Origin of the sequence: Paenibacillus borealis (genome assembly GCF_000758665.1) — a bacterium.
GTDB classification, from domain to species: domain Bacteria; phylum Bacillota; class Bacilli; order Paenibacillales; family Paenibacillaceae; genus Paenibacillus_AQ; species Paenibacillus_AQ borealis.
The window spans coordinates 5,410,097-5,423,739 of the sequence record NZ_CP009285.1; the positions used below are offsets into that span (position 1 = coordinate 5,410,097).

Genomic DNA, 13,643 nt, shown 5'->3' on the forward strand with positions numbered 1-13,643 from the left:
TTTATTTATGTAATGACCCGGATCACATCATCGATCTTGATCCAGCTAAAGTCCTCTTCCATTTGGAACTTGATTCTCCTCAGCTGCCGGTCTACTTTCACCACAACGCCCCGCACCTTCAAATCCTTGTAAGGGTCAAACAGTACGATTGTGATCTGTTCCTTCTCCAGCAATGCATACCCGAGCGCCTGGTCAATCAGCTCCCATTCATCAGGGTCGATCGCGGGCCGGCTGCGTCTTCCCTGCTCCTGCATTTCCTGCCTCAGAAGCTGCACATGCTCTGGCAGCAAAAACCGACTACCTTCCCAAACACTCTCCAGTTTCTTTCCCATGATGTATCCCCCTAGTACTCGGTCCAGTAATCTATATTTCCCGTTATTTCTGCCTGCTGTGACTTGTGTGGGCCTGCCGCAACATGATCTTTAAAAGGGACGTCCCTTTCCCATGCCTCGATCACAACGGCCGTCTCAACCGGCTGCTTGTCGTCCCACTGAATGTAATACTGCTCGACCAGCTGCAGCATGCCTGCTTTGATCGCTGCAGATCTCCGACCGCTCAGCCGTTCCAACTCTGGCAGAGAGGGCATTCTCCGAAAGTGACCATGGAACTGAAACATGACCCGAAGCAGCTTGCGCGCCGTATCATCCAGCATGACGATTCTCCGCTAATGGTCTCCAGGATAGTACGTTTGCCACTAAGAACACGCGCGGGGCATTGGTGGTCAGGCAGGTGGCCCTAATACGGCCGTCACGGATGCCGAGGATTTCAATCTTCCGCTGCGTGATCTTTCCGGCTTTGTCCAGGTATATCATTTCAATGGTTTGGCCGATGCTCATTTTCATGTGATCGCCTCCGAAATAGGAACGTTTGTTTGTATTATATGCTCCCTACCCGATTTTTAGCAATGGTTTGATTTCCCACAAAACGCAAAAAAGCCCGCCGACCAGTTAAGGTTGACGGGCTTTTTGCCGATGCTTTCGGACTGCACGCTCGGTGCTTCCGATCCGTGTAACAATACAATAACACATTTGGAACATCTTGTATGAAAAATATTCCTAAACGCAACAAATACCCTCCATAACTGGTAGAGTAATGTTCTTTCCACTACAGCAATAACCACGATCGAATTCTTATGAAGTGATTTTTTTGGCAAAAGGTGATCTATCATAGAAAAAAACCCGCTTAGGGGTTTGAAAATCTGACTAGGATCGAATAAGTTTGTTATTGGCCTCGAAAGAGAACCTACGCTTAATTTGATCATTAATCGTTCTCGTTGTATCAGCAAAACCTAAATGTTCTTTAATAAACGTGAAATCATAGACTTCCAGCAGTTCGATGAATGCTGAATTAATAAAGGATGAAGAAACACTATCCATACCTTTAAAGGAAACAATAACTGAGTCTCCAGTGTCAAAATGTTTTCTTAGTACATCCTGTACAGCTTCACCTTCTGCATTGGAGTAGCAATGATTGACATGGTCACCAAGCCTTAATAAACGTCCCATGAAAACTCCTCCTCTACATATTCAATTGTGTCAGTCTGAAAAACAATTTCCAATAATGTTCCTGGATAAAATCCTTCTGTTTTTCTTGAAGTAATTTCCATCCCATCACGACCTGACGTTGATGATAGTATACCATGATTTGAATGGATGTAAACACTCCCCTTATTATTTATAACCACATTTTGTAAGAGGAAATCCAATCCCGCACCCCTATTTTTAGGTGTAGACTTTGTGGTAAAGCCTTCTTTAATCGCTAAAAGCAGGGCCTCCGCATCGTCAACTCCAGGAAGTATGTCTTGAATTGATGATGGAATTCCAACCCCAAAATCAGAAATAGCTACCATCACTCTGCTTTCTCTTGGATAATGTTGAACAAATATACTACCAGTATGCTCCGCAGAATGATCAATTATATTGTTAAATACCTCCACAAGACACGACTTAATATCTCCTAAGGATTCCTTTGTTAGATTCAGTTTACCTGCCAACCAAGACATAGCGTAATCCAAATACTCATAACTTCTGTTATACTCTACGTGTTCAAGTGGCAAAGTAGTCATCCGAAGAGAAGATTTCTCATCTAGGGTTCGATCTATGAATTTCTTAAAAAACATCGCATCATCCAGAAACGCCATGGGGCAGCGCCTATTGCTACGGTCTGGTTCGAAATATGTAATGGATAAATGTGCCCCTTGTTTCTTTAATCGCCCAATAATATTGCTCAAAACAGTTACACCTACCGGCCTAATGAATCTTAGTGGGGTGAAGTCAAAAACATAATCCCTTGCTCTAAGATCCATATTTTCATCAAAAACCTCATTAATAAAATAATACATATTATCTTTATCGAATTCCTTAGGCAGATATACTCTCAATGCATCCACAATCTCACCTCAAAATTATAATAGGTATATATTACCACTCAATGAAGGAATGGAATAGACCTAATTGTGGAATCCTTTTTAGAATTAAAAATGAGAATAATAATAAAATAAGCCCACCAGCCGAAGCCAGTGGGCAATTATTACTGTTTGGTCAATACTGTCGCTTTATAAGCGAGATATGCCTTCTCGATGGCCGCCCGGATCTCCTCTGGTGCAGCCTTGATGCCGCGCGCCTCCAATTGGTCCGAGGCATACACCAATGCCTGCTGCAGCTTATCCTCCCCGCCCAGCTCCTTGTAGACCGTCTGAGCGTAGGCAAAACCCTCGGAAGCAATCTTGTGCAGCAGTTCCCGCTGAGACACTGACAGCCGAGCATCGAAAAATGAGTCTGCCTTTACCTGCAGCAGTGCTATCGTCCGCAGTATTACCGTGGCCAGAATGCCGACAATGGCCAGCACAACGGCCGTGATGTACGGCTGAGCCTGATCAATTACAGTTTGCATATAAACCTCTCCTATTCAGTCGGCATGCACGCAGCGCGCCGCAGGTGATTTGCCGTATTGTTGTAGAAAGCCATAGCCGTCTTATCACTCTTAACCTTCGCCGCCTGCCAGCCGGGAGAAAGCCACCTGAACACCAACTCCTGGACATTGCTCTTCGGCAGTTGGGTGAACGGTGCTGCTGATCCCGGCTGCAACGGTATGCGGGCGGCCAGGCGAAGGTTATTCGCCAGATTGTGCAGATGCAGGGTGCCTACGGAGTCACCAGCCTTCCGGGCTGCAAACCATGCTGGGGATACGTAATCCTCAATGAGTGCCTGCGCCACGCTTGCCGGAAGCTGCAAGGCAGTAGGTGCCACGATTACCGCCGGCTCCTCCTGCATATCCTTGACAATGTCATACAGCAGGTCCTTCAGTGTCTTCCCGATAGTAGCCAGCGCCTGGTCAACATCACTCTTACGCGTCGGATCCAGCTGCTTATGGCTCGGGATGTGTGTCAGCGGGTTAAGCTTCCACTTGTCGCAGCAGAAGGCCAGATACCACACGTAGCGCTTGTACGCCTCCAGGGTATTAATCTTACCGCCGTAGCACAGCTCCACGCCTAAAGCGATGTCGTTGGCGTCATCGCCGTATTTGGCGTTGTCAGTGGTCACGTTGTACAGCACATGCCAAGCCTTCTCCGCCGGGTCCGTCCCGGTGCCGGTCGGGATGATCTCTAGGATGCGCTTGTCGTCCACGAAAACCTGCGCGGAGGCCGACCGGTTAACAAGGGTCTGAAAATACTCGAAGTGCTTATCCGCTGTAGCCCCGGGGTTTCCCGTATCGTGGGCAACTAAAAAGCCCGGCGTACCCGTTACTAACCGGGTGCCGGGCCGAACATTGGAACGCTTGTTGATATAGCGCCGCTCGATTGGGTATTTATTTTTGATCATCGTCTTCCGGATCCTCCCTTCCTTTTACCACTGGGCCGTTCTAAGAACAGCCCCAAATCTCTGCCCTGCACCAGAATGGCCAGCGCGCAGAGCGTAACCGTCGTGCCGATTACACCGATGGTCCAGCCCCATTTCTGCAGCAAGTCGAAATAGTAACCTGTCCATCCTTGAACCTTTCCGAACCGGATCACAAAGCCGACCAGGCGCTCCAATGCGTAGGCCGTGAACATCAACATACCAAGAACCAGCCCGATACCGACAACGCCCTCCCGGTATTTCTTGCGGAAATAGATGTGCATAGCTGCCGTGATATAAATGATGCAGATCAGCGATAACGCATAGCAGATGAGTGTAATGGTGTCGTTAGCGCGCATAGTTCTCCCCCTCTTTCGTACTGTGATCGTAAATAAAAGCGCCGGCGAATCCATTTGACCTGACAACTTCCTTATGTCGTTCATCCAGATCCTCATATCTCCGGATCGCCCACTTCACTTCCTGTTCTTTCTCTTCTAATTCCGCCTCTTTCTTTTTGATGGCGGGTATCTTTCTGAGCAGTTCAAACAAACTTACTCGCGGCATGTTACCCACCTCCGTCCTGGTCGCCCGGATTCAAACGATCTGCAGGCTTCATTTTCTCCATAACATCACTACTCCGATTTAGAGCAGCCACGGCGGATATGGCCTTCTCGATTGCATCATCCCGCTGCTTCTCCGCCTTTTCCAGCGACTTCCCCGGCACCAACTTACCAATAACCAACCACCTACCTACAATGACCAACAGCAACGCTTCCCCGAGCGCAAACAACCAGCCAATACCATATTGGTCCGCCAACGACAGGGCGTCTTTTAAGCTAGGCAAATCCATCCTCCCGCCCCTCTCTCTACATGGAAATAGCCCGCGGATCGGCTCCGAGGGCAAAAAAATAGCACGCTCCTCTTCAGGGCGTGCCGCTAATCAACCGGTGATTCCAAATCTTCTGCCACTTTGCTGTCTGCTGCCTTCATGCGGGCTTCGTCCAGTGCCGCCAGTGCTTCACCGATCTGCATGTCGATCTGCTGAAGCAACTCATACTGCCGGCCGGGATGGGAGTTGATGAGCAGCAGCACAACTGCCACCGCTTCCTGCACGGGATTGCTCGGATTCACCGAGAGTTCTAGATTGATTACTTTGGCCAGAGGGATCACCTCCTCTCGAGGGAATAAAAAAGAGCCCTCATAAGAGGACTCATTCTGAATTATCATCTACCCATCCGTAACTGGGGACATAATGTTGCGTGTTGCCTGTAATTACATTTACTTTTATAGGGTACGTTTGACCATTCTGCTCATAATTCAGATAACGATAAGGCGTCGGGTAAATCAATATGCTGAAAGTAAACAACAGCAATAAAACACCGGCAACCCAGACTATAGGTTTGTTCATGGCGTTGAGGGTTCATCAAGTAGCGTCTTAAGCCTGACAAGTTCTTCTTCATTAAAAGTTATGATCTTTTGCTTTGCTTTGATCATTTCATCAATTTTTGCCAAAGCATCAAGCTTCTGCTGTTCGGTCGGGTAATCAGCCGGATACATTTTGACTTTTTCTTTGGAGTCTTCCAAACCTTTAATTGCTCCTTGAGCGCTCTCAATTTCACTCTCAGCAGCCCGGATTTTATATTCAATAAATTCTCTTGAATCGGATTTGTCTGTGGATGTTCCGTTTGAGATAGTGGAATCCGAAGCTATCGTTTGAATGTCACTCATGATAATCTTTTTCCCCTCCACAGTCAGATTTGTCCCTACTGCTTCAGCAACTTCACGAACTGGAGCATAAGCCGAACCATTAATGATAACAGCATCACCAATCTTCGTTCCATCTGCTTTCTGTACCGTGAACAGCCCTTGCACTTTTGCACCGATTAATGGAGAACTTGCGGCAGCAAATCCAATCGACCCACCAAGCATAAGCGCAGAAGTCATAATGACAAAAACCTTCTTTTTCAATATTTCAACCTCCTGAATATAGTAATAACCCAAGTATATCCAAGAGGCTTATAAGATGGTAGGTTTTTTAAGAAACTGTGAATGAGCCTCCCCAGTTCACTGCACCAGCAATACCATGATTATGGGTTCCAAGGTTAACCGTGTGCGAATGACTAGCGCTTGCTTTCCCCGCTAAGGCGGACCAAATAGAATCAAGCTCAGCACGTAATCCGCTAACGAAATTAATACCGAAACCGGAAACACTATAGGCAGAAGCGAAATTCATTTGCCCTTGAAAAAATATAGTGTTTGTCATAGCAGATAAGAACAGATCGTTATCTCCAGCAGATCGCACTTCAAAAAGACCATCACCACCATTAATTACGCCACTACGAGTACCATTTGATTGATCAAATGTAAGTGCACTCATATTATATCCAGCATCCTGATAGATTCCGATGCGCCTGGTACCACTTGCATCATAAGTCCTCCATCCGGTTTCATCAACCTCGAACCTTGCTCCTGCAGCAGCAGTCCTGATCAGCGCCCCCGTCACTGTGCCAGCAATAATATCCGAATAGGTCATAGTACTCTCTTCAATCAGTCCTGTCAGCGTAATAGATCTCGCCACAACATTCCCGGCCATGTCCACCCGGAACGGCGCGCTGTTAAAGTCCGCATGCCCCGCGCTGATGCCGCTAGGGTTGATCTTGGTTATGTTATTCCCGCTACCAATCTCCATGCTGACGAAGCTCCCAAGCACCCCGGCAATGACTTCAGCAGCAATGCCCCGGCCGGTGATGGCCGTTCGCGCCGTGGCCCCGCCGTCCTCCGTGATAATCAGCCCATGCGATGTCAGAACCATCTGCACATTCGGATGATCCACTTCCTGCAGCACAATGCCGCGGCTGTCGTAAATGATCTCGCTCTTCGAAGCATTGATGTCGATGACGGCCTGCTTGGCAAATTCTTCAAACGCAGCTGCCCGTACCCGGCCACCGGACAGGAGATCATTAAGAATTTGTTTGCTGCGCTCCAGGTCCGCCAGCACCTGCGTATCATCCCGCATCTGGTAGTTGGATAGCGTCGCCTGAGAGTGCTTATCCATGCTGAACGGATACTCCGTCAGCTCCATCACCCGGCAGCTGACACGCTGTAGCTCCATTTCCGGATCATAGGCGTATACCGTATCGCCCAGGCCCGGCCGCTGCTCGTCTGGATCAATCTTATAGATGTCCGCCGCGCTGACACCGATCTCGAATTCTGGCATTTCCTTCTTCCGCAAAGCCTCCCGGGTAGCGATCAGCAACTCTTCCGGATCCTCGATGTTCTGATCGATGAGCTCACCGTCATAAAATGCGTTGACGTTGTTGGTCCAGTACTGAGTATACGGCGAGATCAGATAATTCACGGCCAGTTTATTATCAACGATGGCGCCCGGAACGGACTGCAGCAGGCTGCGTTCTTCCGTGGTCAGGTAGTCGGCGGAGAGGCCGATGAATGTCCGGCCGTCCTTCATCTGGGAAAACAACCGGGTTGTCAGGTTCGATACATTGTCCTTAAAACTATCGTTGATGATATTCTTCCGGATCCGATATTCGAATCCATCGTCACTGCCGATCCGCTTGTACAAATGAATGACGAAGTTATCCGGATCAATCTCGCAACCGTACAGGTTGACGGTATCCTGCAGGGCGGCCAGGGCCGTGGTCGCTCCCCAGTCCTTGACGTCCCGGAGATCAAATGTATCATGCGTGACAAAGGTGTAGATGCCTCCGGTGGCCGTACTGATCTTGTCCAGCAGCACGCTGATGTGAACTCCGTATGCCTCATCGATGTAATCGTCATATGGCATCTTGGAGTCGATCATTTTGAACATGATGTGCGTACAGATGATCTGGGCGCTGATCACTTTGTTGCTGCGATCCCGGGCACGGGACTGCACGACATAAAATTGGCCACGCTCATCTTGAACGTGGCCTTTGGGTATGATCAACTCTTTATAGTCGGTGCTCGTCATCGGGACGGTGAAGGATATCTCGTAGTCGCTGTTTAGCCGACGGCGGCGCTGGACGTCGGTGGTTGCAACCAGCAGGCCGGTTGGGGTGCGGTTGCGGTCGAAGGATTTTAGGTGCTTCTGCAAGGTGGACTCTCCTTTCAACGTAGCTCTGAACCTCTTTATGATATTAATTTCTAAACAATAATTTACCGATATAATGTATAAACGCACTATAGGGAGTGATTAATATGAAAGAAATCTCTAAGGCTAAACGGGCAATTGAAGAAATTAAGAATCTTGAGAAATATTATAAAAGTCAATTGACTATAGAAGAAATCTCTTATTTAAAATTCCATTTCGATAAAGAAACAGAAGTGCTAAAACAACCGTTCATAAATGTTGCCGCAATATCTTTCGGTGCATTTGTAGTTGGTTTAATGATTACGCAAGCGTTTAAGGAAAATTTCCTTTCAGCTGTATTTATATTAAGTGTTATTTTTCTAGTATATCTAGGGATTATGGGTTCGATGCATTACAGTAAACTAAAATACTACACGATAAGAAAACACATTACCGAAAAAATCCTTAATGAAGTCGAACAAAAAGAGCCGCTGGAGTGATCCGGCAGGCTCTTTCTAATCACAAATCAATACTATTCGCTGGTTTTGTCAAGGTCCGAAAGCATGCGCTCTAATGTCTCACGATCATAAGCTGGTTTTATAATCTTCCAAAGTCTCTTAGCTTCTTTCAGACTATAGAGATGCCACTTCGGTTTGATATTCATCGGTTCATATTCATCGTACTCTTCAATAACCTCGAAACAATCTAAGCAGACCCAGTAAAATTCCCCATTACCTTGAGGTATTTCCCTGAATTCAATTGGTTCACCATTACTTAGACTTTCAGTGTGGTCTTTACCGCAAAATTCGCACTTCATTCGCTTCACTCCTCGAAAGTTTTGTAACTCGTAAGCAAGATATTTCTCTTCTTGCTACTCGAGAATAACACTTTCAATCCCCTATATTAATGGGAAATGAGGTGAGACGAGAGATTCGCGTGAAAGTGATGGAGATTAGGTTCCGTTGGATCGAGATTAAAAAGTGGATTCAGGACATTAACAAAATACCACTGAGTTGAACCACTTAATACTGGTGTTGAAATGTTGAGTTGAGAAAAATAATTTCCAATTTTTTGTCTAAATAATGAATCTTATATCTTTTTAAAGCTCTTTGAGGTTTTTAATCCTCATTTTCTGATATCATGCTACGCAGTTTGATCCTTTATTTCATATAGAAAACAAAAAGTTCCCTTTGCGGCTTTCAGTGTCAACTTGTTGCTCACGGTTTGGACCCGTACCGCAACATCGTATCCCCTTGGCGACCGCATTAGGAACTCCATTAGTATACAATTCCGCACACGTATTGTAAATATCCCACTAAAACCCAAACTTCCCCGTGATGATTAATAATCTTCGCTCTTCTTGACAAGTATTTCGTTATTAAAGGAACTTGACTAATCCAACTGAAGCTTTAATAGATGGAATTCCTAATTCTTTAGCAAGTACCGCTCTGTGATTTCCCATTCCTCCTACTAATAGATCACCATTTGGAAGCTCAATTAAGTAAATGCCATCAGGTCTTTCATTCGTCCACCCATTCTTTTCAACGCTCTCCTTAAGAATGCCCATCTTGTAATCATTGAGTATTGAAGGATAGTCATAAGATTCATTAATTGCGATTATTTTCTGTGGATCAACATCTTTTAGTACCGCACCAAGCGTTGTTGCTGCCTTATCTTTGTATTTCTCCTGAAACTTTTTTATTACTTTCTCTGTTGTCTTCCACTTCTTCGCCATTTATATTCTCCATTCTATTTCCATTTTCATACATTCTACTATCAGAACGGAGAAAGTGTAAATAGCAATGCTAAAATTCACCACGCGATTACCGTCTACCTGCTTCATAGCCTATTTACACTCGATCCCGTTGCTGTAAATCCGGTCGCTGACTTACTCGTAGAATATAATTCGTTTCCGGTAACGGTCAAAACGTCAAACGGCAGTCCGAACTTTTTGACCTTCCCGACCATAACTACTTCTCGGGAGTGTAGCGTGATACTGTTTGCTGCGCAGTATCGTCCGTCTATGAACTAAGACTCTACATATACAGGCATTTCTAGTGTGCTTTTTATCTTATAAAACATCTCTAATTCTGTTTGATTCAATGCATTAAGCCTATCATCATTCTTAAAATTATTAGCATTCGCATCAGCTCTCACATAGATGCATTTGACCTTTTCTTCGAGGGCATATTCCCGGAGTCTATTAAAATAATAACTAGCCACGCCTTTTCTTCTCAAAGATTCATCATGTACGTATAGCAATTCTAATACTATTCGAGACATGTGTCTTCCCGGAAGTGAGGGACTACCTTTGAAAAAATCCATCGAAAAGACAACCTTGTCTGTTCTTTCATTATAGAGACAAAACTTTACATCTCTTACGTTGCAATGATAACCTCTTTCACTTGTACCCGTAATGCCTTCATCGTCGAATTTAAATATTATATGTTCTTTATCCCTCTCGAGGCATTTTGGTAAACCCCAGTTTGTAACTAGATTTTCCATTACTTTATCATTATTCATTTCTATTCCCCTCTCACATCCAGAGTTCTATGCAAAAGGGAGAATCCCTTCTATAAGTTCATCAAAAACTAAGACTGTTTTACTGGGCTTAATTCTCTGAAATTGAAGTTAACAAATATTAATCAATAATATATACTTCATAGATAACACGCAGACTTAATTTTACAATTTTAATACTCAACAGTTGGGAGCGAGCACAGTGAGCAATATAACTAAAACTTTAAAGAGCACAAGATTATTCGTTAAAAACTTCAATTCAAGAATAAAGCTAAAAAACGACAATTTCAGTATCATCTCAAACAACTGCTGGGGCGGTCAAGTATATAAAAATTTAGGAAAACCGTATAACACGCCATTTGTTGGCTTATTTATATATGGGCCATGCTACATTAAGTTATTGGAAAACCTCGATTACTATCTTCACACACCGTTGACCTTCACTGATACGTCCCAGTATAAAGAAACTCCGAGCTACCCCGTCGGTCTACTACACGACATCGAAATCCATTTTATGCACTATACCGACGAAAATGAGGCCTACGAGAAATGGAACCGTAGGCTAGCCCGATTTAATTGGAATAATATATTTATAAAATTATCTGATAGAGATCTTACTTCGGAAGAACACGTACAGCGTTTTGATGCTCTTACATACCCTAAAGTGTTTTTCTCTTCTAAGAATACTCCTGGCATTAACTCCCTTGTCTGGTTTAGGGAATTTGAAAATTCCTCTACAGTCGACAATGAGATGCTCGTTTACAAAAAATACTTTAATGCTGTGAATTGGCTTAACACAGGTAAAATCAGCTAAGCGCGCCTATGCGTAGTCACTACCCACCCCGTTGTCGCTGCGCTTTTAATTACAAGTCTCACGGTGCCGGAGTCGTTGTATATCCCGAATTCATTCGTACCGAGTAGCACGCCATGGTCGTACGGAGAGGCGTTGTAGACACGGTTTAACTTATACACGGTCCCGCCGGACGACACTACTCTCGCCGTCAACTTTGGATAGTCCGTTATGCTGCCGAGCGCTATCACGCTAATCCCTGTTACCCCGGATGCAATGCTATCTCGCGTTTCCGTTACCGGGAATAGGCTCCAATCCGTATTGCGGTTACGGATGCTGACAACGTGCTTGATATCCTCAACCAACTCGACCAGCGCCGGTACGTAGCCCTCTTCTATTCCGATGCTTGAAGGGTGATTAACCCCGTTTCCGCCGTACGGCTGTTTAACCGAGTAGTCTCCGGCAGCATAAGCGCCGAACATCTCACGGTCAAGCAGCACCGGTAGATATTCCGGATATTCCGCGCCCCACACCTCAATTGATTTGACCAGTAATGACTCACCGGCGGTTCCGGTAGTGTACAACATATCGAGTGTTCCCGGAACATCCCAACAGTCAGCGTAATCCTTGATGATCCGCGTTTCGTTGTCGCCTAGCTTAATTTCAACAATTGGCCCTTGCTTAGTGATCGTTAGTACAACGTCAACACCTTCATAGGCCACGGTATCTGCATAACTTCCAGTAATGAAGATCGTATAATGTGCATTATCTGCTATCCTCATTGCGCTATCGATCTTCGCAAGATTGCTAGGAGATTTCGGAGAGAAGATAACGGCATTGTCATAAAATCCAGGGTTTGTCTTATTAAATTTCACGGTGAGAGAATGACCTGTGCTTGATCCCAAAACATGGAAGTTAAGCTTGAGCTTCAATTGGAAATCCTTCTGCAGATTCCCTGCGAGAGAGAGTGAAGCGCCATTAATAAAGGAATACGTTCCGTCACCATTGTCGGTAACCCCGTTGAGAATTTTATTGAAGTCTGATACGCTAATTTTTTTGAGCATCGGTCTTGTTAAATCCAAACCAATACGCTTGATATCTGTTATACGAGCAACGTCACAAACGTATGCTCCATACTCTTGCCCAATAGCTCTTGCAGCATTAGCTGCTGCATGTATAGATGAATGTGTAGTATACGTTCCCCAAGTTGTTTCACCGGGCAAATACGCACAACGAGGACTTGTAATAACTACGATATCAGGAATAACAGTAAAATTCGCTTTGACATAATCTAGCAATGTTTTTAAGTAATATGAAAATATTCTTGCCGAGTCATTACTAGCATGATTCATCCCGAAGGCTATAACAAGCAAGTCCGGCGCGGCATCCTTACACATATCAATCCAGGTTTTGGTTATCCAGACATTGTCAATTTGAATCGTTCTGCTAACTCCCCAATTGTTGATCACCTCTCCCCCAATTGAAAAGTTTGAGTATTTAAACGTGGTGTCTGGGAAAGAATTTACGAGCATTTCCATTAATTTGATCGGATACGCTGCGCTTTCTGCGGAAGCGTCTGGGCCATTAATATACCCCAGTGGATTTGAAGAACCTTTCACTGATCGAAGTTTTAAGTTCGCAGTGTCCCAACCTGCCGTCGAGATACTGTCGCCAAAGATACAAACCTTAACGGGCTGATTCTGTGAGATAGCTTCCGCAACGCGCCGGAATCCACCAGTGTCCACCGCTTCTGTCAACCCACGAACCGCGCTTGAATTGATTTTCCCGCTGAATCCACGGAACGTCTTTGAGATATGCGTAAACCAGTTAACGGGATTCTTTCTGCTAATTTCCGCATTACCGATTTTTAGCACTTTAGAAGTGCCAGAGAGTGCGCTATCCGGCACAAATGTGCCCGGCTTATCGAACATCGCATATCGAATACCTTTGTCCTCAAGGGCCTCGAAATAAGTGTTAAGCTCCGTTGTCTGGTCCGCGCCAGTCGGTTCCACTCCGTATAAAGACGCTTGGCCTCCGTACGCTACATCCCCCAACTGTTCCCCAAACTGCTTCTGCATATCCCGTACTACATCACCAGCAGCGGCAATTGTCCGGCCAGGCGTATAGCTGGGATCTGGCGTTTTGATGTCGGTCAGCTCCGGGTCTTTATCCTCACTGCCGCCGACGATGATCGTATCCAGACGCTCATCTACAAAATCGATAGCCTCTTGGATGTTGGCCGCACCAGCAACTGCACCTGAATATGTCACATGCGCAGCTGGATGAGCTGTGGTTGAAGCCTTGTGAATCGTTATATCGCTCTGTGCCCCTGTAATCCGCCCTTCGTGATCAGTCAAATCCGTCTGAATGTCGGCATAGTTATCGTTGTGCCGCTGGAGATTAATTAAATCCAGCGTCTTGGTAATCATTC

The 13,643-nt window shown here is 45.5% G+C and carries 19 protein-coding genes; 2 read left to right on the forward strand and 17 right to left on the reverse strand.

Annotated features, from left to right (window positions below; all coding sequences use genetic code 11):
- Positions 1–5: 5 nt before the first annotated feature.
- The 13 genes from PBOR_RS23030 to PBOR_RS23090 all read right to left on the reverse strand — a co-directional run bounded on the left by PBOR_RS23030 (position 6) and on the right by PBOR_RS23090 (position 7,944).
- A complete protein-coding gene (locus PBOR_RS23030) occupies positions 6–332 on the reverse strand; it encodes a YolD-like family protein (protein WP_042215736.1) in 327 nt (108 codons plus the stop codon).
- An 11-nt stretch (positions 333–343) separates the two neighbouring features.
- Complete coding sequence (locus tag PBOR_RS23035) at positions 344–586, reverse strand: hypothetical protein (protein ID WP_218918853.1); 243 nt, start codon at positions 584–586, stop codon at positions 344–346.
- Positions 587–641: 55 nt separating this feature from the next.
- Positions 642–842 (reverse strand): hypothetical protein, encoded by a 201-nt coding sequence (locus tag PBOR_RS23040; protein WP_042215738.1) that lies wholly within the window; start codon positions 840–842, stop codon positions 642–644.
- A 360-nt stretch (positions 843–1,202) separates the two neighbouring features.
- Entirely contained in the window at positions 1,203–1,505 is a 303-nt protein-coding gene (locus PBOR_RS23045) for an STAS-like domain-containing protein (RefSeq protein ID WP_042215739.1), read from the reverse strand.
- Positions 1,490–2,389, reverse strand: a complete 900-nt coding sequence (locus tag PBOR_RS23050; protein WP_052429611.1) for an ATP-binding protein — start codon at positions 2,387–2,389, stop codon at positions 1,490–1,492. The genes PBOR_RS23045 and PBOR_RS23050 overlap by 16 nt, the downstream gene beginning before the upstream one ends.
- Before the next feature lie 140 nt (positions 2,390–2,529).
- The gene (locus PBOR_RS23055) at positions 2,530–2,892 is read right to left on the reverse strand and encodes a phage holin, LLH family (RefSeq protein WP_052429612.1); all 363 of its coding nucleotides are present in this window, start codon (positions 2,890–2,892) and stop codon (positions 2,530–2,532) included.
- Between the two features lie 11 nt (positions 2,893–2,903).
- Positions 2,904–3,821, reverse strand: a complete 918-nt coding sequence (locus PBOR_RS23060; protein WP_042215741.1) for a peptidoglycan recognition protein family protein — start codon at positions 3,819–3,821, stop codon at positions 2,904–2,906.
- Positions 3,818–4,195, reverse strand: coding sequence for a hypothetical protein (locus PBOR_RS23065; RefSeq protein ID WP_042215742.1), 378 nt, complete (start codon positions 4,193–4,195; stop codon positions 3,818–3,820). Before PBOR_RS23065 ends, PBOR_RS23060 begins: the two co-directional genes overlap by 4 nt.
- Positions 4,185–4,400 (reverse strand): hypothetical protein, encoded by a 216-nt coding sequence (locus tag PBOR_RS23070; RefSeq protein ID WP_042215744.1) that lies wholly within the window; start codon positions 4,398–4,400, stop codon positions 4,185–4,187. Before PBOR_RS23070 ends, PBOR_RS23065 begins: the two co-directional genes overlap by 11 nt.
- 1 nt (position 4,401) lies before the next feature.
- On the reverse strand, positions 4,402–4,686 hold the full coding sequence (locus PBOR_RS23075; protein ID WP_042215747.1) for a hypothetical protein: 285 nt from the start codon (positions 4,684–4,686) through the stop codon (positions 4,402–4,404).
- Between the two features lie 86 nt (positions 4,687–4,772).
- On the reverse strand, positions 4,773–5,063 hold the full coding sequence (locus PBOR_RS23080) for a hypothetical protein (RefSeq protein ID WP_042215749.1): 291 nt from the start codon (positions 5,061–5,063) through the stop codon (positions 4,773–4,775).
- Between the two features lie 177 nt (positions 5,064–5,240).
- Positions 5,241–5,804 (reverse strand): hypothetical protein, encoded by a 564-nt coding sequence (locus PBOR_RS23085; protein ID WP_042215751.1) that lies wholly within the window; start codon positions 5,802–5,804, stop codon positions 5,241–5,243.
- Positions 5,805–5,871: 67 nt separating this feature from the next.
- Positions 5,872–7,944: a phage tail protein gene (locus tag PBOR_RS23090; protein WP_342671079.1), complete on the reverse strand. Its 2,073-nt coding sequence runs from the start codon at positions 7,942–7,944 to the stop codon at positions 5,872–5,874.
- An 86-nt stretch (positions 7,945–8,030) separates the two neighbouring features.
- Between PBOR_RS23090 and PBOR_RS23095 the strand changes: the two genes are divergently transcribed.
- Positions 8,031–8,402: a hypothetical protein gene (locus PBOR_RS23095; protein ID WP_042215756.1), complete on the forward strand. Its 372-nt coding sequence runs from the start codon at positions 8,031–8,033 to the stop codon at positions 8,400–8,402.
- Between the two features lie 32 nt (positions 8,403–8,434).
- Here PBOR_RS23095 and PBOR_RS23100 read toward each other — a convergent pair whose 3' ends face one another.
- The 3 genes from PBOR_RS23100 to PBOR_RS23110 all read right to left on the reverse strand — a co-directional run bounded on the left by PBOR_RS23100 (position 8,435) and on the right by PBOR_RS23110 (position 10,425).
- Positions 8,435–8,719 carry a hypothetical protein gene (locus PBOR_RS23100; protein ID WP_042215758.1) on the reverse strand — a complete coding sequence of 95 codons (285 nt, stop codon included), beginning with the start codon at positions 8,717–8,719 and terminating at the stop codon, positions 8,435–8,437.
- 561 nt (positions 8,720–9,280) lie between these two features.
- Positions 9,281–9,637: a hypothetical protein gene (locus tag PBOR_RS23105; protein ID WP_042215760.1), complete on the reverse strand. Its 357-nt coding sequence runs from the start codon at positions 9,635–9,637 to the stop codon at positions 9,281–9,283.
- Positions 9,638–9,930: 293 nt separating this feature from the next.
- Positions 9,931–10,425 carry a hypothetical protein gene (locus tag PBOR_RS23110; RefSeq protein ID WP_042215763.1) on the reverse strand — a complete coding sequence of 165 codons (495 nt, stop codon included), beginning with the start codon at positions 10,423–10,425 and terminating at the stop codon, positions 9,931–9,933.
- Positions 10,426–10,624: 199 nt separating this feature from the next.
- Between PBOR_RS23110 and PBOR_RS23115 the strand changes: the two genes are divergently transcribed.
- On the forward strand, positions 10,625–11,236 hold the full coding sequence (locus PBOR_RS23115; protein ID WP_042215765.1) for a DUF1919 domain-containing protein: 612 nt from the start codon (positions 10,625–10,627) through the stop codon (positions 11,234–11,236).
- Here PBOR_RS23115 and PBOR_RS23120 read toward each other — a convergent pair.
- Complete coding sequence (locus PBOR_RS23120; RefSeq protein ID WP_157764101.1) at positions 11,233–13,641, reverse strand: SGNH/GDSL hydrolase family protein; 2,409 nt, start codon at positions 13,639–13,641, stop codon at positions 11,233–11,235. The genes PBOR_RS23115 and PBOR_RS23120 overlap by 4 nt on opposite strands.
- Positions 13,642–13,643: the final 2 nt, after the last annotated feature.